This window comes from Corallococcus silvisoli (genome assembly GCF_009909145.1).
In the GTDB taxonomy this organism is placed as follows: domain Bacteria; phylum Myxococcota; class Myxococcia; order Myxococcales; family Myxococcaceae; genus Corallococcus; species Corallococcus silvisoli.
Genome location: NZ_JAAAPJ010000001.1, coordinates 843,380 through 864,658, shown reverse-complemented (window position 1 = coordinate 864,658; position 21,279 = coordinate 843,380). Strand labels below are relative to the sequence as shown.

The following is a 21,279-nucleotide window of genomic DNA, read 5'->3' as shown; positions in this document are numbered from 1 at the left end:
GCTTCAGGACTTTCGGCACCTCGTCACCCACTACGAGGTGAAGGTGGAGAACTTCCTCGGCTTCCTCCATCTCGGGTGCATCCTCATCCTCGTGAGGCAACTCTGACCTCACCCCTAACCGGTTGCCACGACTGAGCACGCATTCGAAGCCTCAGCGATCTTGAGGGCGTTAGGGCCTCAAGCCGAAGCATATAGAAATCGTATCAAGGGACCACGGTGCAGGCAAAACCCTCCCTTGAATACGCGATCCCAGACAACCGGCGGAGGCCGCGCGCGTCCTCTATGCGCGGCTGCGGGAGGCGGATGAACAGGGCCACGACGTGCTCGTGGCCTGCCTGCCCGCCGCCAGCGGCCTGGGCATCGCCGTGCGCGACCGGCTGTCCCGCGCGGCGGCCCCCCGCGAAGGGTGAGCGGCCACCAACGCCCCCGCCCCCACGCTCATAACGGCTCGGGCTTGAGGACCGCCGCCTTGGGCCGGGAGCCCGCTGACAAGAGCCGGACGCTGAGGTCGTGCTGCCCGCAGTAGAGCACGTCGTAGACCTGGTTCGCGGCCAGGTCCTCGAACTCCACGGGGGTATAGCCATCCATGTACGTGGAGTGGTCGCTCTCCTTGAGGGTGAGCACGGTCCCCACGTCCGGCCGCCGCTCGACGAGCCGGGCTGACTGCCCCGCCGCGAGCCGCCCCGTGGCGGTCACCGGGTGCGCCGGGACATATCTGCCGTTGCGGATCTCCCCGGGCCGGTCCAGGGCCTCCTTCACGCCACCGCCCGCCAGGGAGTCCTTCATCAACCACTCGTAGCAGAGCTCGAAGAGGCGCCGCTTCGCGTCCGCGTCCCCCGCGCTCCGGAACGCCGTGTCGAGCTGCTGGAACTCGTCCCGCAGGGTCTCCTGCCAGGGCATGTTGTTGGACTGGAGGTCGGCGACGAAGCGCATCAGGTTGTAGACGATGTTGCGCAACGCCACGGAGGACCCGAGCCCCGCGCGCTCGACCAGCGCGGCCATCAGCGGTCCGGAGACCCGGCACACCTCGTCCAGGAGCCACCACGCCGTCGGGTCGCGGAGCGCCATGTAGAGCGCGCGAATCGGCGAATCGCGAGTCCGGATGGCGCGGGCGCCGTCCATCTGGGGGACGCTGAACAGCGCCTCGATGCCTCGCAGCGTGGCCCCCGCGCTGATCTGGGTCGCCTCCAGGTTGTAGCGCACCCGCTCCCGGTCGGTGGAGAAGGCCACGGGGATGACGTTCTGCATGAACGCCCAGTACAGCAGCAGCTCGCCCGTCGAGGCCGGCCGGAGCCGACCCGCATCCCGGAGCTGGAGTCCCCCGGCCAGGGCCTCCAGTCGCGGGTCCAGGGTGGGCAACAGATACAGCGTCGGCAGCCCGTAACCCTCACCGTGACAGGCCCCCTGCTGCCGGCTGCCCATCAGCCCGTACGCGAGGTACACGATGCCCTGCTCGCGGCAGTACCGGCGGATCTCCGTGTCCTGGTAGTACGGGCTGCACCGGTTCTGGACGCAGGACACCGGCACCCGGAAGCCCCGCGCGGCCTCGCAGAGGGTGCGCAGCTCCTCCACGGTGGTGACGTTGCTGAGGCCCAGGTAGCGCCCGTTGCCGCTGCGGATCCGATTGGCCAGCTCGCCGATCGCGGTCACCGTCTTCGAGGTGGTCGCCGCCATCTCGTGCAGCATCAGGATGTCCGGCCCCCGCCCCAGCGGCCGGAAGACGCCTCGCAGCTCGGCGATCTCCGTGGGCTTCACCTTGAAGAGGATGAAGGCCTCGTCGAGCAGGTCGCGCTCGCGCAAGCACTCACAGACACTGGCGAACGAATCGTAGAGGAGCGCGCAGTCCAGGAGCCGGTAGCCCGCGTCCAGCGCCTGGCCGATGATCCGCTTCTTCTCCACGTTCGGCCGGGTCTTGCCAACGTCCGTGCCGAAAGCCTGGTCGAGGTCGCGGTCGTCCAGCTCGGTGGCGAGCCCCGGGGGCGGATCCAGCACGGGGTGCGTGACGCCCATGGGGAGCTGACCGCTCGGGCCCGCGATGGAGCCCCGCTCGACCGCTCGGAGCTGCGGGCCCGCGCGGCAGATGCACTGGTTCGCGCGTTTGTGACAGCGTCGGCAAAACATGGTTCGTCCCCTCGTGCCGCGAAGGTAGCAGTCGTCGACGACAGCGCTCAACGCGGACCCCCGCGAGTCAGCACCTCCCATCGCCAGGACGAAACGGCCGACCTCACCTTGGGCGTCCTTCAATCCCTGGCAGCGCCGACGATACGCGCGAGGAGGGCTTCGCGGCGCGCCCCCAGATCCGGGAAGAGGACCGCGCCCGGCGGAAGCCCGGGGGTCCTCCTGATGGCCGAGGGGTCTTGCGGTCGGGGGCCCCGCTCCCCCAGGCTCCCTTCTTGGAGAGGGGACCGAGCCCCAGGGCTTCACCCCGGGGCGTGGCACCGTACGGCCATCCTTGAAGCCCCCACTTCAGCGGGCCGCGTCAATCCACCTTCTCCCTTTTACAACCGCCGTCCGCTCCGCTATCCCGCGACGGTCACCCAGGAGTGTCCCCGTGAAGCGAAGTCTGTCCGGTCTGCTCGTTGCCCTCGCGTTCACCGCCTGCAAGCAGGAAGCCCCCGGGAAGATGGAGCCCATCCCGCGCCCGCCCGGGGCCACCGCGCCCGCCCCCGTCGAGGAGGCCGCGCCGCCCCCCGCGGCGCCCGCCGTGCCCAAGGACGCCGTCGTGCTGCGCTGGAAGCTCGTCCAGGACGCCCCCATCTCCTTCCGCCTGGGCCTCGCGCTGGACCGCAACGCGGCAGTCCCCGAGTCCGCTCCCGCGGAGCCCAAGGCCGACAAGAAGAAGAAGGGCGCCAAGGCCGCCCCCGCCCCGGCCCCCACGGCCGCCGCGGCCCCCGTCCCCTCGGAGATCACCTACCTCCTGGAGCTGGACCGCTCCGGTGAGCGCCACCTGCGCGTGACGCCCGCGGGCGGAGCCCCGGAGGACGCCAGCTTCAGCGACCGCGGCTTCATCATCGACGGGCTCCATGGCCTGGAGCGCAACCTGGCCACGCTGGTGCTGGAGCTGCCGCGCGACCCCGTGCGCCCCGGTGAGACGTGGTCCCTGGGCACCGAGCTGACCGCCCCGGACGCCCTGGGCACCCAGTTCCGCCGCGACCCCGGCGGCGAGCGCCACAACCGCGTGAAGCTCGTCTCCGTCAGCCCGGGCGACAACGGCGAGCAGGTGGCCACGCTCGAGTACGACATCGTGGAGCAGTTCGGCGGCACCCTCTCCGCCCCGCGCGTCAGCGTGGTCAACAGCGGCGCCAAGAAGGGCGTGCGCATGACGGGCACCGAAGGCGGCACCCCCACCGAAGGCGCCGACGAGCCCGCGGACGCCCCCGCGGCCCCCACCGGGCCTCCCGAAGGCACCGAGCTGGGCGCCACCGTGAAGGTCCGCGGCAAGGGGGAGTTCCTGGTGAAGGCCGGGCAGTGGCGCTCGTGGGAGGGCACCCTCTCCACCACCATCACCGGCCCCGCCCAGCCCGCGGTGAACCTGCCCGTGGGCACCTACCAGGCCCGCGTCACGCCCGTCAGCGCGCCCCAGACGCCCACCGCGACCCCGCCTACCGCGACCCCGCCGACGCCGTAGCGGACGGCCCGTCCGACGCGCGCACCATCCGCACCACGGCGTCCACCCACTCCGGGTGGGCGTTGAGGGACGGCACCAGCGTCAGCGCCTCCCCGCCCGCCTCCACGAACTGCTCCTTCGCGCGGAGGCCTATCTCTTCCAGCGTCTCCAGGCAGTCCGCCACGAAGGCCGGGCACATCACCGCCAGCCGCTTCACGCCCTTCGCCGCCAGCTCCGGCAGCACCACGTCCGTGTAGGGCTTCACCCACGGCGTGCGCCCCAGGCGCGACTGGAAGGCCACGGTGTAGCCGCCCTCCGGCAGCCCCAGCCGCTGGGCCAGGAGCCGCGCCGTGGAGTAGCACTGCGCGCGGTAGCAGTGCCGGTTCTCGGCCGTCAGCACGTCGCAGCAGCCCTGGGACGCCAGGCAGTGCCGCCCCGTCGGGTCGCTCTTGCGCATGTGCCGCTCCGGCAGCCCGTGGAAGCTGAAGAGCACGTGGTCCGCGCGCGCGTCGGAGATCACCGGCCGGGCCACCGCCGCGAACGCGTCCAGGAAGCCCGCGTCGTCGTGGAAGGCCGGCACCGCGCGCACGTTGGGGACGTCCCAGCCCTCCGCCAGCACCTCGTAGAGGCGCGCCAGCGATGATGACGCGGACGACGTCGCCTCCTGCGGGTACAGCGGCAGCACCGTGAACTCCGACACGCCCTTCGCCCGGAGCGCCGCGACGGTGTCCGGCAACGACGGGTTGCCGTAGCGCATGGCCAGCGCCACCTCGTAGTCGTCCTTCAGCCGCTCGGCCACCGCGGCCTCCAGCGCGCGGCCGTGCACGAGCAGCGGCGAACCCTCCCGCATCCACACCTTGCGGTACGCCTCCGCGCTCTTCGCGGGGCGGAAGGGCAGGATGAAGAGGTTCAGCAGGAACCAGCGCCCCACGGGGTGGATGTCGATGACGCGCGGGTCGCTGAGGAACTCGCGCAGGTAGCGGCGCACCGGCCCGGACTCGGGCGCGTCCGGCGTCCCCAGGTTGACGAGCAGCAGCCCCCGCTTCGTGGTCGGCACGGCCATGGCGTGTCCCCCCGGGGCCTTCAGTGCAGCGAGTGGGGCAGCGTGAGGGCGAACTCGGCGATGCGCGCCTCGAAGCGCGTGCCATCCGGGCGCACCATCTCGTAGGTGCCGCGCATGGTGCCGAAGGGCGTGCGCAGCATCGCCCAGCTCGTGTACTCGAACCGCTCGCCCGGCTTGAGGTGAGGCTGGCGGCCCACCACGCCCTCGCCCTTCACCTCGTCCACGTGCCCCTGGGCGTCGGTGATGAGCCAGTGCCGGGCGTGGAGCTGCGCGGGGACCTCGCCTTCGTTGGCGATCTCCACCTTGTACATGAAGGCGAACTGACCGGACTCAGGCGTGCTGCGCTCCGGCCAGAAGGTCGGCTCCACGGTGACGCGGATGCCATCGGTGGTGGCGGTGGACATGGCGGAAGACTTGGCAGCGACTCCCGCCCGATGCAAGGGAAACACAGGCCCCGGCGCTGCCCGTCAGCCGCGCTCCTGCTTCCGGGCCGGCGCCTCCGGGGTCTTGTCCGCCTCCGCCACCTCCGGGGGCTGCTCCGCCTCCGGGGGCTTGGGGAACACCAGCGACGCGAGGATGGCCACCCCCAGACACCCGCCGATGATCGACAGCGAGACGCCGATGGGGATCTTGTACCAGTGCTCGATGAGCATCTTCACGCCCACGAAGGCCAGGATGACGCCCAGCGCGGCCTTCAGCAGGTGGAACTTCTCCATCAGGCTGGAGACGACGAAGAACAGCGAGCGCAGGCCCAGGATGGCGCAGACGTTGGACGAGTAGATGATGAACGGGTCCTTGCTGATGCCCAGCACCGCGGGGATGGAGTCCATGGCGAAGAGCAGGTCCGTCGCCTCCACCACCAGCAGGACGATGAACAGCGGCGTCACCTTGCGCCGGCCGTCCTCGGTGAGGAAGAAGCGGCTGCCCTCGCCCTGCCGCGCCACCGGCAACAGGCGCCGCGCCATCCGGACGATGAGCCCCGCCTCCGGGTCCACCTCGTCGTCGTCCTTGGCCCACAGCATCTTGGAGGCCGTGTAGACGAGGAACGCGCCGAACAGGAAGATGAGCCAGTTGAAGCGCGCGACCAGCGCGGTGCCCGCGACGATGAGCAGCGCGCGCATCACGAACGCGCCCAGGATGCCCCAGAAGAGCACCCGGTGCTGGTGCTGCGGCGGCACGCGGAAGTAGCCGAACACCATCAGGAAGACGAAGAGGTTGTCGACCGACAGCGCGTACTCCACCACGTACGCCGTCAGCCACTCCAGCGCCGGGCCCCGGCCGCCGTAGTGCAGGACGCCCCCGCAGAACGCGAGGCTGATGCTCACCCACACCAGCGTCCACAGCGTCGCCTCCTTCGGCGACACCACGTGCTCCTTGCGGTGGAACAGCCCCAGGTCCAGGGCGAGCATCGCCAGGACGAAGACGTTGAAGCCCACCCAGAGCCAGAGTGTGTTGGTCGTCACGCGCGCATCCGTTCCCGGTCGGTCAGCCGCCGCGCGCCAGCGGAAGGCACCCCGGGGGAGGTGCCGCGCCGCGCGTCTCGAATCCGCTGCCTACCCCGGGACGGCCCCGGCGGCTACTCCCATTCCGTCGCGGGCCGCCGCAGCACCACCACGGAGCGCCCCACCGCCTGCACCTTGCCCCCCGCGGGGGTGTGCGTGCGCTGGGACTCGCCCGTGGCCGCCGTGTCCACCACCAGCTCCCAGTCCGCGCCCCACTCCAGCGCGGGCAGGAGGAAGGTGATGGGCTCGTGGTGCGCGTTGAGCAACACCAGCAACGTGTCCCCGACGATGCGGTGGCCCTCGTCGTCCGGCGTGGCGATGGCGTCGCCCCCCAGCAGGAAGGCGAGGGAGCGCACATAGGGCTTCTCCCAGTCCTCGCGCTTCATCTCCCTGCCGTCCGGCCGGAACCACGCCAGGTCCTTCAGCTCGCTGTCCCAGATGTGGGCGCCGCGGAAGAAGCGGCGCTTGGAGAGCACCGGCTGCTCGCGCCGCAGCTTGATGATGCGGGTGGTGAAGTCCAGGAGCTGCCGCTGCATCTCGTTCAGCTCCCAGTTCACCCACGACAGCTCGTTGTCCTGGCAGTAGGCGTTGTTGTTGCCCTTCTGCGTGCGGCCCATCTCGTCGCCGGCCACCAGCATGGGCACGCCCTGGGACAGGAAGAGCGACACCAGGAAGTTGCGCTTCTGCTGTTCGCGCAGCGCGTTCACCTTGGGGTCGTGCGTCTCCCCCTCCACGCCGCAGTTCCACGCGTGGTTGTCGTTGGCGCCGTCGCGGTTCTCCTCGCCGTTGGCCTCGTTGTGCTTCTGGCTGTACGTCACCAGGTCATGCAGCGTGAAGCCGTCGTGCGCGGTGACGAAGTTCACGCTCGCCGTGGGCTTGCGGCCGGACAGCGCATACAGGTCCGAGCTGCCAGTGAGCCGCGAGCCGATCTCCGCCGCCTGCCGGTCGTCGCCCTTCCAGTAGCGGCGCATGGTGTCGCGGTACTTGCCGTTCCACTCGCTCCACAGCACCGGGAAGTTGCCCACCTGGTAGCCGTAGTCCCCCACGTCCCAGGGCTCCGCGATGAGCTTCACGCGGCTGAGCACCGGGTCCTGGTGGAGGATTTGAAAGAACGCCGCGCGGGTGTCGTAGCCGTGCCGGTCCCGCCCCAGCGTCGTCGCCAGGTCGAAGCGGAAGCCGTCCACGTGCATCACCTCCACCCAGTAGCGCAGCGAGTCCGCGATGAGCTTCAGCGCGTACGGGTGCGTGGCGTTCCACGAATTGCCGCACCCGGTGAAGTCCATGAAGTAGCGCGGGTCCTTGTCGCTGAGCCGGTAGTACGCGCCGGCGTCCAGCCCCTTGAAGGACAGCGTGGGCCCCAGGTGGTTGCCTTCACAGGTGTGGTTGTAGACCACGTCGAGGATGACCTCGATGCCCGCGCGGTGCAGCAGCTTCACCATCCCCTTGAACTCCGACACCTGCTCGCCCAGCGAGCCCGACGCGCTGTAGCGCGCGTCCGGCGCGAAGAAGCCCAGCGTGTTGTAGCCCCAGTAGTTGGTGCGCCCGCGCTGGGTGAGGAACGGCTCGTCCATGAACGCGTGGATGGGCAGCAGCTCCACGGACGTCACGCCCACCTTCTTCAGGTGTTCGAGCGTCGCCGGGTGCGCCAGCCCCGCGTAGGTGCCGCGCAGGTGCTCGGGCACGCGGGGGTGGAGCTTCGTGAAGCCCTTCACGTGCAGCTCGTAGAGGACCGTCTTGTGCCAGGGGACGTCCGGCCGCCGGTCGCCCTCCCAGTCGAACGCGTCCGACAGGATGACGCCCTTGGGCACGCCCCAGGCGTCGTCCTGCGTGTCGAAGGACAGGTCCTCGTCCTTGCTCCCGTGCACGTAGGCGTGGATGGGGGCCTTGGGGTCCACCTTGCCGTGCAACGCCCGGGCATAGGGGTCCACCAAGAGCTTGTGCGGGTTGAAGCGCAGGCCCTTCTTCGGCTCGTACGGCCCGTGAACCCTCAGGCCGTACAGGGCGCCGGCGTGCAAGCCCGGCAGGTAGCCATGCCAGACGTGATGCGTCGTCTCCAGCAACGGGAAGCGGCGGGTCTCCTTCTTCGGGTCGGCGGGGTCGAAGAGACAGACCTCCACCTTCTTCGCGTGCTCGCTGAACACAGCGAAGTTGACACCGTTCCCGTCGTACGTGGCGCCCAGGGGAAACGGCTTCCCTGGAAGCACCTCGGTCCTTCTCATCCAGTGCTCCTCTCCAGCAGCACCACCGGGAACTCCGCGAGGAGCGGCCCCAGGGCCAGCCCCACGCCTCCCGGCCCCGGCTGGGGACGGACGGGGCGCCCGGTGAAGACATTGCGGAACATCATGCCCGCATATGCCTCCGGAAGGTCCAGGAACGTGCCGTCGTAGGCCTTCGCCAGCCCGCCTGACTCCAGCGCCTCCAAGGTGTAACGCGGCGCGCAGGCAATCAGCACGCTGGCACCGTGCGTGCGCGCGAACGCCACCGCCGCGGGCGAGCGGGGACCGGACACCTCCAGCGCCTCGTAGCCCCCGCCGCGGAACAGGTCCGCGTGCCGCTGGCGCAGCCGCAGCGCCTCCGCCAGCAGGAAGAGCTTCCCCTGTCCGTCGTCCAGGTCCGCGGACAGCCGCGCGCACAGGGCCGGCCGGTCCTTCGCCGCCGCCGCGTCCAGCGCCGCGAGCAGCTTCTCTCGCAGCGCGTAGTCCACCGGCCGGCGGTTGTCGGGATCCACCAGCGACAGGTCCCACAGCTCGCAGCCCTGGTATGTATCCGCCACGCCGGGCGAGGCCAGCTTCAGGAGCAGCTGCCCCAGCGAGTTGTGCTGGCCCGCGCGCTCGATGCGGCGCTTGAAGGCCCTCACGTCGTCCAGGAACGCGCCGCCCTTCGCCGGGTCGAAGCACGCGTCCACGAAGCGCGCCATCGCGTCGTCATAGGCGCCGTCCGGGTTGGTCCACGACGTGCGGACCTTGGCCTCCTTGATGGCCTTGCCCATGTACTCGCGCACGCGGCGGTGGAACGCCTTCAGCTCGTCGGCGGGCACGTGCTCGCCCATGGGCCACGCGCCCACCAGCGTCTGGAAGAACAAGTAGACGTCGTTGGAGGACGGCGCGGGGCCCGAGGGCAGGTGGCTGACGAAGGGCTGCGTCAGGTCCGCCCAGGCGCGCACCCGCTCGCGCCAGGCCTCTGGCAGCTCCGTGAGGACGTTGATGCGCGCCCGCACGTCCTCGCTGCGCTTGGTGTCGTGGGTGCTGGAGGTGAGCATGCTCCCCGGCCAGCGCTCCGCGCGCTCCTGGTTGCGCAGGTGGAAGGTGGTGGCGCGCATGCCGAAGTGCTCCGGCTCGCCGCCCACCTCGTTGAGGCTCACCAGCCGGTTGTAGATGTAGAAGACGGTGTCCTCCAGCCCCTTGGCCATCACGGGCCCCGTCACCTGCTGGAGCTTCATCGCGAAGCGCAGCATCACCGCCCTCTCCTCGTCGCCCACGTGCTCCGGGTAGCGGCCCAGGAGGATGTCGCGCAGGAAGTCGAAGATGGACGCGTTGGTGGTGGTGTTGCGCTCCTTCGCGCGCTGGAGCGTCCACTCGATGTACTGCACGTCGCGCACGTCCAGCTCCGCGCGCCAGCCGTCCACGTAGGTGCGGTAGACGGGGAACAGCGCGATGAACTCCACCAACGCGCGCCGCAGGCTGTTGAGCGTGAAGTCGCGCGTGCGGCGGTTCATCTCCGAGATGCGGTTGAGCTCGTGCGCCAGCACGTTGATCTCGCTCGCCATGCTCACGCGCATGATGAGCAGCTTCTTCTGGTACACGAGCTCCGCGAAGTCCTGCGTGCCGCCCGCGAAGCGCTCGTACGTCTCCGTCAAGTGCGCCTCCGCGGCCGGGTGCACGAAGAGGCCGCTCACCGCGTTGGCGAAGCGGTAGCCGGTGGTGCCGTGCACCCCCCACGCGTCCGGGATGCGCTCGCGGCCGCCCTGGATCTTCTCCACCGCCACGAAGAGCGCCTTGCGCAGCGGGCTGTCCGGCGTGTCCATCACCTCGCCGCGCCACTTCGCGCGCAGCAGCGCCTCCACCTCCGCCCAGCGCGAACCCGCCCCGCCCGCGTGCTCCGCCTCGAAGCGCGCCCGCGCGCGCTCCACGAAGAAGCGCTCCTGGAGGTCCAGGAAGTAGGCGGTGGGGTCGAACAGGCCGTCCGGATGGTCGATTCGCAGGCCCGTGACCCGCTCCTCGCGCAGCCAGTCGAAGATGAGCTGGTGGGCTTCCTGGAAGACGTCCGGGTCCTCCACGCGGATGGCCGCGAGGCCATTGATGTCGAAGAAGCGGCGGTAGTTGATCTCCTCCCCCGCCACCCGCCAGTGCGCCAGCCGGTAGCTGCACCCCTGCAGCAGCGCGTCCAGCATGTCGAAGGAGCGCACGTTGCCGGGCGTGCCGTTGAACACCCGGACGTTCTCCTCCACGTACTCCGCCAGCACCTCGCTGTCCGCCACCACCGCGGCCAGCCGCCGCTTGATGACCTCCTTCTCGCGGTGGCGCTCCACCACCTTCGCCGGGTTCACCTCCGTGCGCGGGGGCAGGTGCTCCAGCGCGGTGAGGATGGAGAGCAGCTCCACCAGGTGCGGCGACGCCTCGCCCAGCTGATTCCGCAGCCGCTCCAGGCCATGCCCCAGGAGGCTGGCGTACTGGCGCGGGGCCACCGGCAGCCGGTGGTCGTAGTAGTGCAGGTGGAAGGCGCCGGACGCGTACGACAGCTTCAGCTCCCCGCGCTCCAGCACGATGCCGTACTGGTCGCCCAGGATGGGCAGGAGCACCTTGTCCGCCAGCTCGTCCTTCACCGGCCGCCAGTCCACGTCGAAGAACTTCGCGTAGACGGATGACGGGCCGTTCTCCAGCACGTCCCACCACAGCCGGTTGTCGCGCTCGATGCCCATGTGGTTGGGCACCACGTCCAGCACCTGCCCCATCTGGTGCTCGCGCAGGGCGTCGCAGAAGGCCTCGTGGTCCTCCGGTGAGCCCACCTCCGGGTTGAGCCGTTGGTGGTCCACGCAGTCATAGCCATGGGTGCTGCCCGGCGTGGCCTTGAGGTAGGGGGACGCGTAGAAGTCGCTCACGCCCAGCCGGGCCAGGTACGGCACCACGGCCTTCGCCTGCTGGAAGGTGAAGCCCTGGTGCAGCTGCATCCGGTAGGTGGACAACGGCGTGACGCGCCGCGACTGCACCTGGCTCCGCACCTGCTCGAACAGGCCCTCCGCCAAGGCCTCCACTGTCGTGTGCGCGCCATCCGCGTCCGCCTGCCGTACGGAGCGCTCCCCAGCCTCGAACCCGTCCTGGTACATGACCCGCAGAGCTAGGTCCGACGCAGCGCGTCCGCCAGCGGGCAGATGGGCCTTCGCCCCCTTTTCAACGCTCCGGTGGGCTCCGGGTGGACAGGGGAAAAAGGCGGAGGGCCCGTCCCGCGCGATGCGTGACGAGCCCTCGGGGTCCTTCGGGCGACCGGCGACGGCCCCGACGGGCCCTGCACCGCTCAGCTCAGGTGCTTGTTCACCAGCGCGGTCATCTCGAACATGGTGACGTTCTTCTTGCCGCCGAAGATGGGCTTCAGCTTGTCGTCGGCGTTGATCTGGCGCTTGTTCTTCGCGTCCTGGAGGTTGTTCTTCTTGATGTAGTCCCAGATCTTGCTGACCACCGCGGTGCGGGGCAGCGGCTTGTTACCGACGATCGCCGCCAGCTCGGTGGAAGGCGTCATCTCCTTCATGAACGCGGCGTTCGGCTTACGGCCCGCGGCCTTCTTGGCAGCAGGGGCCTTCTTGGCGGCGGGAGCAGCGGTCTTCTTCGCAGCGGCTTTCTTGGCGGCCATTCGTCTTGTGTCTCCTCCCCTCCGAAGGGGACGTTGCACGGCGTGCTTGCATCTTCAAGCTAGAGCCGATGGCGCGTAGTAGCACGGCCCCGCTCGAAAAACAGCGCCCATCGCGTGCTTTTTCCCTCGGAGAAGCCTCGGAGCGATGGATTCGAAGGCTAGAACTCGGCCCCGCAGCGCATTCTTCCCTCGGGAGCGGAAGCCTCACGGCGCCTCCGGAGCCCCAGAAACAGGCTCCGGAGGCCGTTTTCCCTCGGGGAATGCGCCCCGGAACGCGTCCGGAGGCGGAAAGTCGGCGCCACGGACCCGCGCCCCCTCTAGGACGGGGGGCCCCATTTCGGCGGTGGACGGGATGTGGCTTTTCGGATGAAACAGCATCCATGAATGCCCTCATCACCGGCGCCGGTGGCTTCCTGGGGACCTGGCTCGCGCGGGCCCTGGCCGCTCGCGGCGACCGCGTCTGTTGCCTGCTGCGCCCCACCACGGACACCCGCGAGTTGGAGAAGGCGCTCGAAGGGCACCCCTGGACGCGCCTCGTCGGCGACGTGACGGACCGGGCCTCGCTGGACGCCGCGGTGAAGGGCGTGGACGTCGTCTTCCACCTGGCCGGCATCCGACGCGCCGCGCTGCGGGACGAGTTCATGCGCGTCAACGCGGGCGGCACCCAGCACCTCTGCGAGGCCCTGGCCGCCCTGGAGGCCCCGCCCGGCGGCACCCGGCCCCGGCTGGTGATGTGCGGGTCGCTGGCCTCGCACGGGCCCTCCACCCCGGACAGGCCCCATGTGGAGGAGGACGCGTTCCACCCCCACGAGTGGTACGGCGAGAGCAAGGCGGAGGCGGAGCGCATCGCGTTCTCCTTCCAGGACCGGCTGCCCGTCACGGTGATCCGCCCGCCCCGCATCCTCGGGCCCGGAGACCGGGAAAACCTGACGTTCTTCAAGCTGGGCAAGCAGGGCATCCGGCTGGAGCTGGCCGGCGGTCCCCGGCCGCTGTCCCTGGTGGACGTGGAGGACGTGGTGGACCTGCTGCTCGTCCTGGCGGAGCGGCCGGAGGCCCTGGGCGAGGCGTTCTTCTGCGCGGGCCCGGAGCGGCTGACCCTGGAAGAGATGCAGGACCTGGGGGCGAAGGCGCTGGGCTACCATCCGCGCACGTGGCGCCTGAACCCCCCGGTGCTGACGGCCCTGGCGACGGTGGCGGATGGCGTCACGCGGCTGACGGGCCGCAAGCTCCCCCTCAACCGGAAGCTGGCGCGGCAGCTGCTGGCCCCGGCCTGGACGTGCTCGGGGGCCAAGGCCGAACGGCTGCTGGGCTTCCGTCCACGAAGAAACCTGGCGGAGTCGATCACACGCAGCGGTGAATGGTATCGCGCTCAGGGCTGGTTATAGCCCCATGCGCTCCCAGGGCGGTTCCCCCCACCCCGCCCCCTTCCGGCATCGTTGACCGGACCCCCTCCAGGATGGGAGGAAGCCCGACCGACCATGCCCCCCAAAGTGCCCGCCAAAGCCGCCTTCTTCGACGTCGACGGGACGTTGGTGCGGACGAACATCGTCCACGTCTACGCCTACTACGCGACCAACCGGGGTTCCCTCCGGGGGATCGCGGGCCGCACCCTGGGCACCGCCCTGGGCCTGCCGGTGTTCGGCATCCTGGACGCCGTCAACCGCAAGGCCTTCAACGAGTTCTTCTACCGCTACTACGCGGGCCTCAGCGAGGACCGGCTGGTCACCATCGCGGAGGACATGTTCGAGGACGTCCTCAAGCCCGCCCTGTACGAGCAGACGCAGGACCTCATCGACGAGGCGCGCCGCGCCGGCTGCCGCATCGTGCTCGTGACCGGTGCGCTGGACTTCACCATGCGCCCGCTGGCCCGGCACCTGGGCTGCGACGACGTCATCGCCAACAAGATGCAGTTCGTGGGCGGCAAGGCCACCGGCAAGGTGATTCCGCCCATCATCGAAGGCGCCAACAAGGCCAACGCCATCCGCGCCTACTGTGAGCGCGAGGGCCTGGCCCTCAACCAGTGCCATGGCTACTCGGACAGCGCCTCCGACTACGCCATGCTCGCCGTGGTGGGACGGCCCACCGCGGTGAACCCGGACCTGCGGCTGCGCTCGCTCGCGCGCGCGTACAACTGGCCCATCCTGGACCTGAAGTAACCCCCACTCCTTCCCCCGCCCCTGCCATGCGCCCGCTCAAGACGCTCCAGAAGCTGTACGACGAGGAAAGCCAGGTGGTCATCACGGAGAAGGGCAGCCCCCCTCGGGCGCTCTTCTACGGTGAAGGCTTCCTCCAGGAAGACCTGCCCGTGGGTACCCGGGTCATCTTCCCCCGCCCCCCGCTGGAGGGCGTGCCCAACGTGAAGGCCGCCATCCGCTGGGCCATCAACCACCCGGAGGGCATGGACCCGCTGCACGCGCTCCTGCGCCCCGGCATGCGGCTGACGTGCGTCATCGACGACATCAGCGTGCCCCTGCCGCCCATGGTCACGCCGGACGTGCGCCAGTCCATCCTGGAGGTCGTGCTGGAGCTGTGCGCCGACTCCGGCGTGGATGACGTGCACCTGGTCATCGCCAACGCGCTGCACCGCCGGATGACCGAAGGCGAGATGAAGCGCATGGTGGGCGAGAAGATCTTCGACGCCTACTACCCGGACCGCTACTACAACCACGACGCGGAAGATCCGGACGGGATGACGGAGCTGGAGCGCACCAGCCACAACGAGGTCGTGGCGGTGAACCGCCGCGTCGCGGAGAGCGACCTCATCGTCTACGTGAACATCAACTTCGTGCCCATGAACGGCGGGCACAAGTCCATGGGCACGGGCGTGACGAACTACGCGTCGCTGCGGCACCACCACAACCCGAAGACCATCCGCGAGTCGGACAGCTACATGGAGCCGAAGGCGAGCGCGCTCTACACGAAGAACTCGCGCATCGGGACGGTCATCGACAACACGCTCAAGGTCTTCCACATCGAGACCACGCTGAACAACCGCATGTTCGGCGCGCCCACGGACTTCCTGGCGAAGAAGGAAGAGGACTACACGGAGGCGGACCGGCTGAAGTTCCAGGCCCTGCGCTTCACGCTGTCCAAGCTGCCCCGCGCCGCGGCGCGCAAGGTGCTCAACGCCATCCCCGCGCCCTATGACGTGACGGGCGTGTTCGCGGGGGCCACGGAGCCCACGCACGCGAAGACGCTGGAGCAGAGCTGGAAGCAGTACGTGGTGCCGGTGGAGGGGCAGAGCGACATCGTCATCTTCCCCATCCCGTTCGTCAGCCCCTACAGCGTCAACTCCGTCCTCAACCCGCTGCTCGTGCAGGTGATGGGGCTGGGCTACTTCTACAACCTCAACCGGGGCGTGCCGCTGGTGAAGAAGGGGGGCGTGCTCATCCTCCTGCACCCGGCCTACGACGAGTTCGACCCCGTGCAGCACCCCAGCTACATCGAGTTCTTCCACCGGCTGCTGCCGGAGACGCGGGACTCCATGAAGCTGGAGCACAAGTACGAGAAGGAGTTCGCGGAGAACCCCAGCTACGTGCACCTGTACCGCAAGGGCAACGCCTACCACGGCGTCCACCCCTTCTACATGTGGTACTGGGGCGAGAACGGCCGCCAGCACGTGGGCAAGGTCATCGTCGCGGGCGCGGAGAACAACCACGTCCCGGCCCTGCTCGGCTGGGACCGCACCGACACCCTCTCCGAGGCGATTGAAGAGGCGCGCGGCTTCATGGGGCGCTCGGCGTCCATCAGCCTGCTGCGCATCGCGCCCACGGTGATGGTGGACGTGAAGTGAAAGGGTCGCACACGGACATGGCCACGCCCTCCGAGCTGAACGTCACCGAGGTCTTCACCGGCAAGCGCATCGTCTTCGTCGGCACCACCGGCTTCGTGGGCAAGGTGACGCTGTCGATGCTGCTCTCCCGCTACGGCGACGTGCTGGACCGGGTCTACGTCGTCGTGCGCAAGGGCAGCGCCGCGTCCGCGGAGCGCCGCTTCTTCGACAAGGTCGCCCCCAGCGAGCCCTTCCAGCCCCTGCGCGACCGCCTGGGCGACGACGGGGCCATGGAGTACCTGAAGGCGAAGTGCACCGTCCTGGACGGCGACATCACCGACCCCTGGGTGGGCCTGGAGGAGGCGCAGGTCGCGGCGCTCACCGGGCAGGTGCACGCCATCGTCAACTGCGCGGGCCTGGTGTCCTTCAACCCGTCGCTGGAGGTGGGCCTCAACGTCAACACCCATGGCGTGAAGAACGCGGTGGAGCTGGCGCTCAAGTGGGCCGTGCCGCTCATCCACATGTCCACCGCGTTCGTCGCGGGCAACCGCAGCGGGCTCGTCTTCGAGGACGAGCCGGTGCTGGGCTACTTCCCCAAGCGGGAGGAGATGGACGGGCGCGACTTCAGCCTGGAGCAGGAGCTGGCGGACGCGGAGAAGACCGTGGCCCGCCTGCGCGAGCAGGCGGACGACAAGGCCCTCACGTCCATCTTCCGCCAGAAGGCGCTGGACCGGCTGGAGGAGGAGGGCCGCGACGCCACCGACGAGAAGACGCTGCGGCTGGCCGTGGGCCGCGAGCGCAAGCTGTGGCTGTCCGGCGAGCTGGTGCGCGCGGGCATGGAGCGCGCGCAGCACTGGGGCTGGCCCAACACGTACACGTACACCAAGCACCTGGGTGAGCAGGTGATGGCCGGGACGCCGGGCCTGCGCTACTCCATCGTGCGCCCCTCCATCGTGGAGAGCGCGGCGCACTTCCCCTTCCCCGGCTGGAACGAGGGCTTCACCACGTCCGCGCCGCTGGCGTACGCGGGCATCAAGGGTCAGCGCGGCATCCCCGCGGGCGACCACGCCATCCTGGACATCATCCCGGTGGACCAGGTGGCGGGCGCCACGCTGGGCATCACCGCGCACGCCATCCAGGTGGAGGAGCGCCGCGTCTACCACCTGGCCTCCGGCGACGTGAACCCGTTCCTCGCGAGCCGGTCCGTGGAGCTGGTGGGCCTGTACCGCCGCCGCTTCTACCGCAACCGCGAGACGGGCAACGCGTTGCTCAACTCGCTGCGCTCGCGCATCGAGCCGCAGCCCGTGAGCAAGCAGGAGTTCCAGCTGCTCAGCGCGCCCATGCTGCTCAAGGGCGCGAAGCTGCTGCGCAAGACGCTGGACGAGGTGCGGCCCGCCTGGGGCGCCCCGCGCATCCAGGCGATGGTGGACAAGGCCAAGACGGCGCTGGACGAGGTGGAGTCGCAGGCGGGCAGCCTCACCGGGCTCATCGACCTGTTCCTCCCCTTCCTCTGGGAGAACCGGTACGTCTTCCGCTGTGACAACACGCGCTCCGTCTACGAGCGCATGGTGCCGCAGGACCGCGCGAGGATTGACTGGGCGCCGGACCGCATCGACTGGCGCGAGTACTTCCTGGGCACGCACCTGCCCGGCCTGGAGAAGTGGGTGTTCCCCGGCCTGGACGAGGAGCGCGAGAAGCGCACCGCCATCCCCGCGGCGCGCGACCTGCTGGAGCTGTTCGAGGCCACGGTGCACGCGTACCGCCACCGGGTGGCCTTCCGCATGGCGGCGGGAGAGAAGGAGGAGCGCTTCACCTTCGGAGAGGTGCACCGCTACGCCGCGCGCGTGGGCAGCTTCCTCCTGGCCGCGGGCCTCCAGCGCGGCGAGCGCGTGCTGCTGGTGTCGGAGAACCGGCCGGAGTGGGCCATCAGCTACTTCGGCATCCTGCGCGCGGGCGGCACCGTGGTCCCGGTGGATCCCGCGCTCACGGAGGCGGAGGTCATCAACATCGCGAAGCGCGCGGCGGCGAAGCAGTGCCTGGTGTCCGAGCAGGCCGCGCAGGACTTCCCCGGCCTCTTCACCGCGCTGGGTGACGGCGTGGGCGTGACGAGCCTCGCGGAGGCGATGACGGGCGACCCCCGGTTCCCGGACCGCATCGGGCCGGTGCGCAAGTCCGCCGCCGCCGACGACGTGGCGAGCGTCATCTTCACCTCCGGCACCACGGGCACGCCCAAGGGCGTGATGCTCACGCACCGCAACTTCGCGGCGCTGGTGGCGAAGCTGGCGGGCGCGTTCGACGTGGGCGTGGGCGACGGCGTGCTGTCCGTGCTGCCCCTGCACCACACCTTCGAGTTCTCCGCCGGCTTCCTCACGCCGTTCTCGCGCGGCGCGGAGATCACCTACATCGACGAGCTCACGTCGGACCGGCTGGGCGACGTGTTCGAGACGGGCCGCGTCACCGCGATGATTGGCGTGCCCGCGCTCTGGCAGCTCTTGCACCGGAAGATCACCCAGGAGATGGCCGCGCGCCCGCCGCTGGTGGAGCAGGCGCTCAAGGCGCTGATGGCGGCCAACGGCGAGCTGCGCAACCGCAGCTCGCTCAACCTGGGCAAGCTGCTGTTCTGGCCGGTGCACCGCAAGTTCGGCGGGCGGGTGAAGGTGCTGGTGTCGGGCGGCTCCGCGCTGTCCGAAGAGGTGCACCAGGCCTTCCACGAGCTGGGCTTCACCATGCGCGAGGGCTACGGCCTGACGGAGGCCGCGCCGGTGCTGGCGGTGTCCGAGGCCACCAACAAGCGCGTGAAGGGCACCGTGGGCAAGGCGCTGCCCGGCATCGAGTTCAAGATTCAAACGCCGGACACCGAAGGCATTGGCGAGGTGCTGGCCAAGGGCCCCAACGTGATGGCGGGCTACTTCGGGGACCGCGAGGCCACCGAGGCCGTGGTGAAGGACGGCTGGCTGCACACCGGCGACCTGGGCCGCATGGATGACGAGGGCCGACTGTACCTGATGGGCCGCGCCAAGGACGTCATCGTCGACGCCAACGGCAAGAACGTCTACCCGGACGAGCTGGAGGAGCTGTACCAGGAGCACCCGCACGTGAAGGAGCTGTCCATCGTCGGCCTGCCGGACGAGGCGGGCGGCGAGAAGGTGGCGTGCCTGTGCGTGCCGGACTTCAAGGACCGGCCCCGCGAAGAGGTGCGCCACGAGTTGGAGGAGCACTTCCGCAAGGTGAGCGGGGGCATGCCCTTCTACCGGCGCGTGAAGGTGCTGCGCTTCTGGGACGGCGAGCTGCCCCGCACGTCCACGCGCAAGGTGAAGCGCAAGCGCGTGGTGGAGGAGCTGCAGCGCTTGGACCGCGTGTCCGCCACCGCGGGCCGCGTGAAGGAGAAGGCGCAGGCGGCGTCCACCACGGGCGGCGTGTCGGACTGGCTCTTCCCGCTGGTGGCGGAGGTGTGCCACCGCCCGGTGTCGGACGTGCGCGCGGACGCGCAGCTGATTGGCGATTTGGGCTTCGACTCGCTGATGCTCACGGAGATGTCCGTGGCGCTGGAGGGCGCGGGCGTGCCGCTGCCCGCGATTGAAGACCTGACGCAGGTGCAGACGGTGGAGGACCTGCGCAAGCTGGTGCTGGCCTCCGGGCGCCGGCCATCGCAGGAGACGCGGGCGCGCGACATCGCCAAGGAGAACGCGCGCGCGGAGGAGGCGGAGATTCCCGTCCCGGAGTCCGTGTCCGCGCTGGGCCGGCAGCTGCTGTCGTTCGGGCAGAAGGTGCTCTACGGCGGCGTCTTCGACGTGAAGGTGACGGGCAAGGCGTTCATCCCGCAGAACCGCAACTTCCTGGTCATCGCCAACCACGCCAGCCACCTGGACGCGGGGCTGGTGCGGGTGGTGCTGGGCGACCAGGGCGAGCGGATGGTGTCGCTGGCCGCGCGCGACTACTTCTTCGACACGCCGCTCAAGCGCGCGTGGTTCGAGAACTTCACGCACCTCATCCCCATTGACCGGCAGGGGTCGCTGCGCGAGTCGCTGCGCGTGGCGGGTGAAGCGCTCCGCCAGGGCTTCAACGTGCTCATCTTCCCGGAGGGCACGCGCTCCAAGACGGGCGAGCTGATGGAGTTCAAGCCGACGCTGGGCTACCTGTCGCTCACGTACGGGGTGGACGTGCTGCCGCTCTACATCCACGGCGCGTATGAAGCGCTGCCCAAGGGCTCCATGTTCCCCAAGACGAAGGAGCTGGAGGTGCACGTGGGCCCGGCGCTGGAGTACGCGTCGCTCAAGGCCCGGGCGCAGGGCATGGCGCGCTCGGAGGGCTACCGCTACGTAACGCACATCGCGGAGGAGGCGGTGCGCTCGCTGAGGGCAGGCAAGGTGTTGGACCTGGAGCAGGTGGGCGCGGACCGGGACTTCACCCCGCCCGCCCGGGCCCTGCCGGAAGGGAAGGACGCGTGAAGCTGCTCGTCACCGGAGGCACGGGGTTCCTGGGCACGCACCTGGTGCCCCAGCTGGTGGCCGCGGGCCACGACGTGCGCCTCATCGCGCGCTCGAAGCCCGTGGGCCCCGCGTTCGCGAAGACGGAGGTCCAGCAGGGCGACCTGAAGGACCGCGAGGCGGTGCGCCGCGCGCTGGACGGCGTGGACGCCGTCTACCACCTGGCGGGGCTCGTCTCCTTCCAGAACAAGGACGCGCGGCGGATGTACGAGCTGCACGTGGACTGCACGCGCGAGTTCCTGCGCGACGTGCGCGAAGCGGGCGTCAAGCGCGTCATCCTGGGCTCCACCTCCGGCACCATCGCCGTGTCGAAGGTGGACCGCGTGGGCACGGAGGACGACGACTACCCCATCACCACCGTCGCGAACTGGCCCTACTACCTGTCGAAGATCTACGAGGAGAAGCTGGCGCTGGAGTACTGCCGCAAGCACGCCATCCCGCTCGTGGTGCTCAACCCCAGCCTGCTGATGGGGCCCGGGGATGACCGGCTGTCGTCCACCTGGACGGTGGTGAAGTTCCTCAACCGGGAGATTCCCGCCATGCCCGGCGGCGGCATCTCCTTCGTGGACGCGCGCGACGCGGCGGACGCCTTCGTGCAGGCGCTCACCCGGGGCGAGGTGTACGGCCGCCACCTGATGGGCGTGAACATGTCCATGGCGGACTTCTTCGACCGGCTCCAGCGCCTCACCGGCGTGCCCGCCCCGCGCATGAAGCTGCCGCGCGAGCTCACCCTCTGGGGCGGCAAGCTGCTGGAGCAGTGGGCGAAGGCGCGCGGCACCACGCCGAAGCTCGACCCGCAGGAGGTCGAGATTGGCGAGCACTTCTTCTACCTGGAGCCCGCCAAGGCCGAGCGCGAGCTGGGCTTCAAGGCCCGCGACGTCCACGAGACGCTGCTCGACACCGTGCAGTACCTCTACGGGAAGATGCCGCCCGGGAACCTGCCCGGCACGCGCGGCCGGCTGGCCGAGACCCGCGAAGGCACCTGAGCCCCGCGGGGAGCCGCG

Annotated in this window: 14 protein-coding genes; 7 read left to right on the top strand and 7 right to left on the bottom strand. The window is 69.8% G+C overall.

From position 1 onward, the window contains the following. The first annotated feature begins 239 nt into the window (after positions 1–239). A complete protein-coding gene (locus GTY96_RS03475; RefSeq protein WP_328700776.1) occupies positions 240–410 on the top strand; it encodes a Sua5 family C-terminal domain-containing protein in 171 nt (56 codons plus the stop codon). Positions 411–438: 28 nt separating this feature from the next. Here the strand turns inward: GTY96_RS03475 and GTY96_RS03470 are convergent, their stop codons facing one another. Further along, positions 439–2,121: an aldo/keto reductase gene (locus GTY96_RS03470; RefSeq protein ID WP_161663817.1), complete on the bottom strand. Its 1,683-nt coding sequence runs from the start codon at positions 2,119–2,121 to the stop codon at positions 439–441. A 430-nt stretch (positions 2,122–2,551) separates the two neighbouring features. Between GTY96_RS03470 and GTY96_RS03465 the strand changes: the two genes are divergently transcribed. Further along, a complete protein-coding gene (locus GTY96_RS03465) occupies positions 2,552–3,628 on the top strand; it encodes a hypothetical protein (RefSeq protein ID WP_161663816.1) in 1,077 nt (358 codons plus the stop codon). On the opposite strand, the gene hemH is transcribed toward GTY96_RS03465, so the two are convergent. The 6 genes from hemH to GTY96_RS03435 form a co-directional block, all read right to left on the bottom strand. Beyond that, entirely contained in the window at positions 3,603–4,670 is a 1,068-nt protein-coding gene (gene hemH, locus GTY96_RS03460; protein ID WP_161663815.1) for a ferrochelatase, read from the bottom strand. The genes GTY96_RS03465 and hemH overlap by 26 nt on opposite strands. Before the next feature lie 20 nt (positions 4,671–4,690). Then, on the bottom strand, positions 4,691–5,074 hold the full coding sequence (gene apaG / locus GTY96_RS03455) for a Co2+/Mg2+ efflux protein ApaG (protein ID WP_143898469.1): 384 nt from the start codon (positions 5,072–5,074) through the stop codon (positions 4,691–4,693). 63 nt (positions 5,075–5,137) lie between these two features. Continuing rightward, a complete protein-coding gene (locus GTY96_RS03450) occupies positions 5,138–6,133 on the bottom strand; it encodes a TerC family protein (protein WP_304503193.1) in 996 nt (331 codons plus the stop codon). A gap of 113 nt (positions 6,134–6,246) precedes the next feature. Continuing rightward, complete coding sequence (gene glgX, locus GTY96_RS03445; protein ID WP_161663814.1) at positions 6,247–8,391, bottom strand: glycogen debranching protein GlgX; 2,145 nt, start codon at positions 8,389–8,391, stop codon at positions 6,247–6,249. Further along, a complete protein-coding gene (gene treY, locus GTY96_RS03440) occupies positions 8,388–11,495 on the bottom strand; it encodes a malto-oligosyltrehalose synthase (protein ID WP_186001741.1) in 3,108 nt (1,035 codons plus the stop codon). The genes glgX and treY overlap by 4 nt, the downstream gene beginning before the upstream one ends. A gap of 188 nt (positions 11,496–11,683) precedes the next feature. Continuing rightward, positions 11,684–12,016 (bottom strand): SWIB/MDM2 domain-containing protein, encoded by a 333-nt coding sequence (locus GTY96_RS03435; protein WP_120527703.1) that lies wholly within the window; start codon positions 12,014–12,016, stop codon positions 11,684–11,686. A 380-nt stretch (positions 12,017–12,396) separates the two neighbouring features. Here GTY96_RS03435 and GTY96_RS03430 point away from each other — a divergent pair, with 380 nt between their 5' ends. The 5 genes from GTY96_RS03430 (at position 12,397) to GTY96_RS03410 (ending at position 21,261) form a co-directional block, all read left to right on the top strand. After that, positions 12,397–13,401: an NAD-dependent epimerase/dehydratase family protein gene (locus GTY96_RS03430; protein WP_161663813.1), complete on the top strand. Its 1,005-nt coding sequence runs from the start codon at positions 12,397–12,399 to the stop codon at positions 13,399–13,401. A gap of 105 nt (positions 13,402–13,506) precedes the next feature. Next, positions 13,507–14,172, top strand: a complete 666-nt coding sequence (locus GTY96_RS03425; protein ID WP_143899092.1) for an HAD family hydrolase — start codon at positions 13,507–13,509, stop codon at positions 14,170–14,172. A gap of 26 nt (positions 14,173–14,198) precedes the next feature. Beyond that, positions 14,199–15,809, top strand: a complete 1,611-nt coding sequence (locus GTY96_RS03420) for a lactate racemase domain-containing protein (RefSeq protein ID WP_161663812.1) — start codon at positions 14,199–14,201, stop codon at positions 15,807–15,809. 17 nt (positions 15,810–15,826) lie between these two features. Beyond that, positions 15,827–20,236, top strand: a complete 4,410-nt coding sequence (locus GTY96_RS03415) for an AMP-binding protein (RefSeq protein WP_161663811.1) — start codon at positions 15,827–15,829, stop codon at positions 20,234–20,236. Next, complete coding sequence (locus tag GTY96_RS03410) at positions 20,233–21,261, top strand: NAD-dependent epimerase/dehydratase family protein (protein ID WP_143898460.1); 1,029 nt, start codon at positions 20,233–20,235, stop codon at positions 21,259–21,261. The genes GTY96_RS03415 and GTY96_RS03410 overlap by 4 nt, the downstream gene beginning before the upstream one ends. The last annotated feature ends 18 nt before the right edge of the window (positions 21,262–21,279 follow it).

Bases quoted from the DNA above. Each gene is read 5' to 3' on its own strand.
- hemH (WP_161663815.1), bottom strand. From the start codon at position 4,670: ATGGCCGTGCCGACCACGAAGCGGGGGCTGCTGCTCGTCAACCTGGGG.
- apaG (WP_143898469.1), bottom strand. From the start codon at position 5,074: ATGTCCACCGCCACCACCGATGGCATCCGCGTCACCGTGGAGCCGACC.
- GTY96_RS03430 (WP_161663813.1), top strand. From the start codon at position 12,397: ATGAATGCCCTCATCACCGGCGCCGGTGGCTTCCTGGGGACCTGGCTC.
- glgX (WP_161663814.1), bottom strand. From the start codon at position 8,391: ATGAGAAGGACCGAGGTGCTTCCAGGGAAGCCGTTTCCCCTGGGCGCC.
- treY (WP_186001741.1), bottom strand. From the start codon at position 11,495: ATGTACCAGGACGGGTTCGAGGCTGGGGAGCGCTCCGTACGGCAGGCG.
- GTY96_RS03415 (WP_161663811.1), top strand. From the start codon at position 15,827: ATGGCCACGCCCTCCGAGCTGAACGTCACCGAGGTCTTCACCGGCAAG.
- GTY96_RS03420 (WP_161663812.1), top strand. From the start codon at position 14,199: ATGCGCCCGCTCAAGACGCTCCAGAAGCTGTACGACGAGGAAAGCCAG.
- GTY96_RS03470 (WP_161663817.1), bottom strand. From the start codon at position 2,121: ATGTTTTGCCGACGCTGTCACAAACGCGCGAACCAGTGCATCTGCCGC.
- GTY96_RS03435 (WP_120527703.1), bottom strand. From the start codon at position 12,016: ATGGCCGCCAAGAAAGCCGCTGCGAAGAAGACCGCTGCTCCCGCCGCC.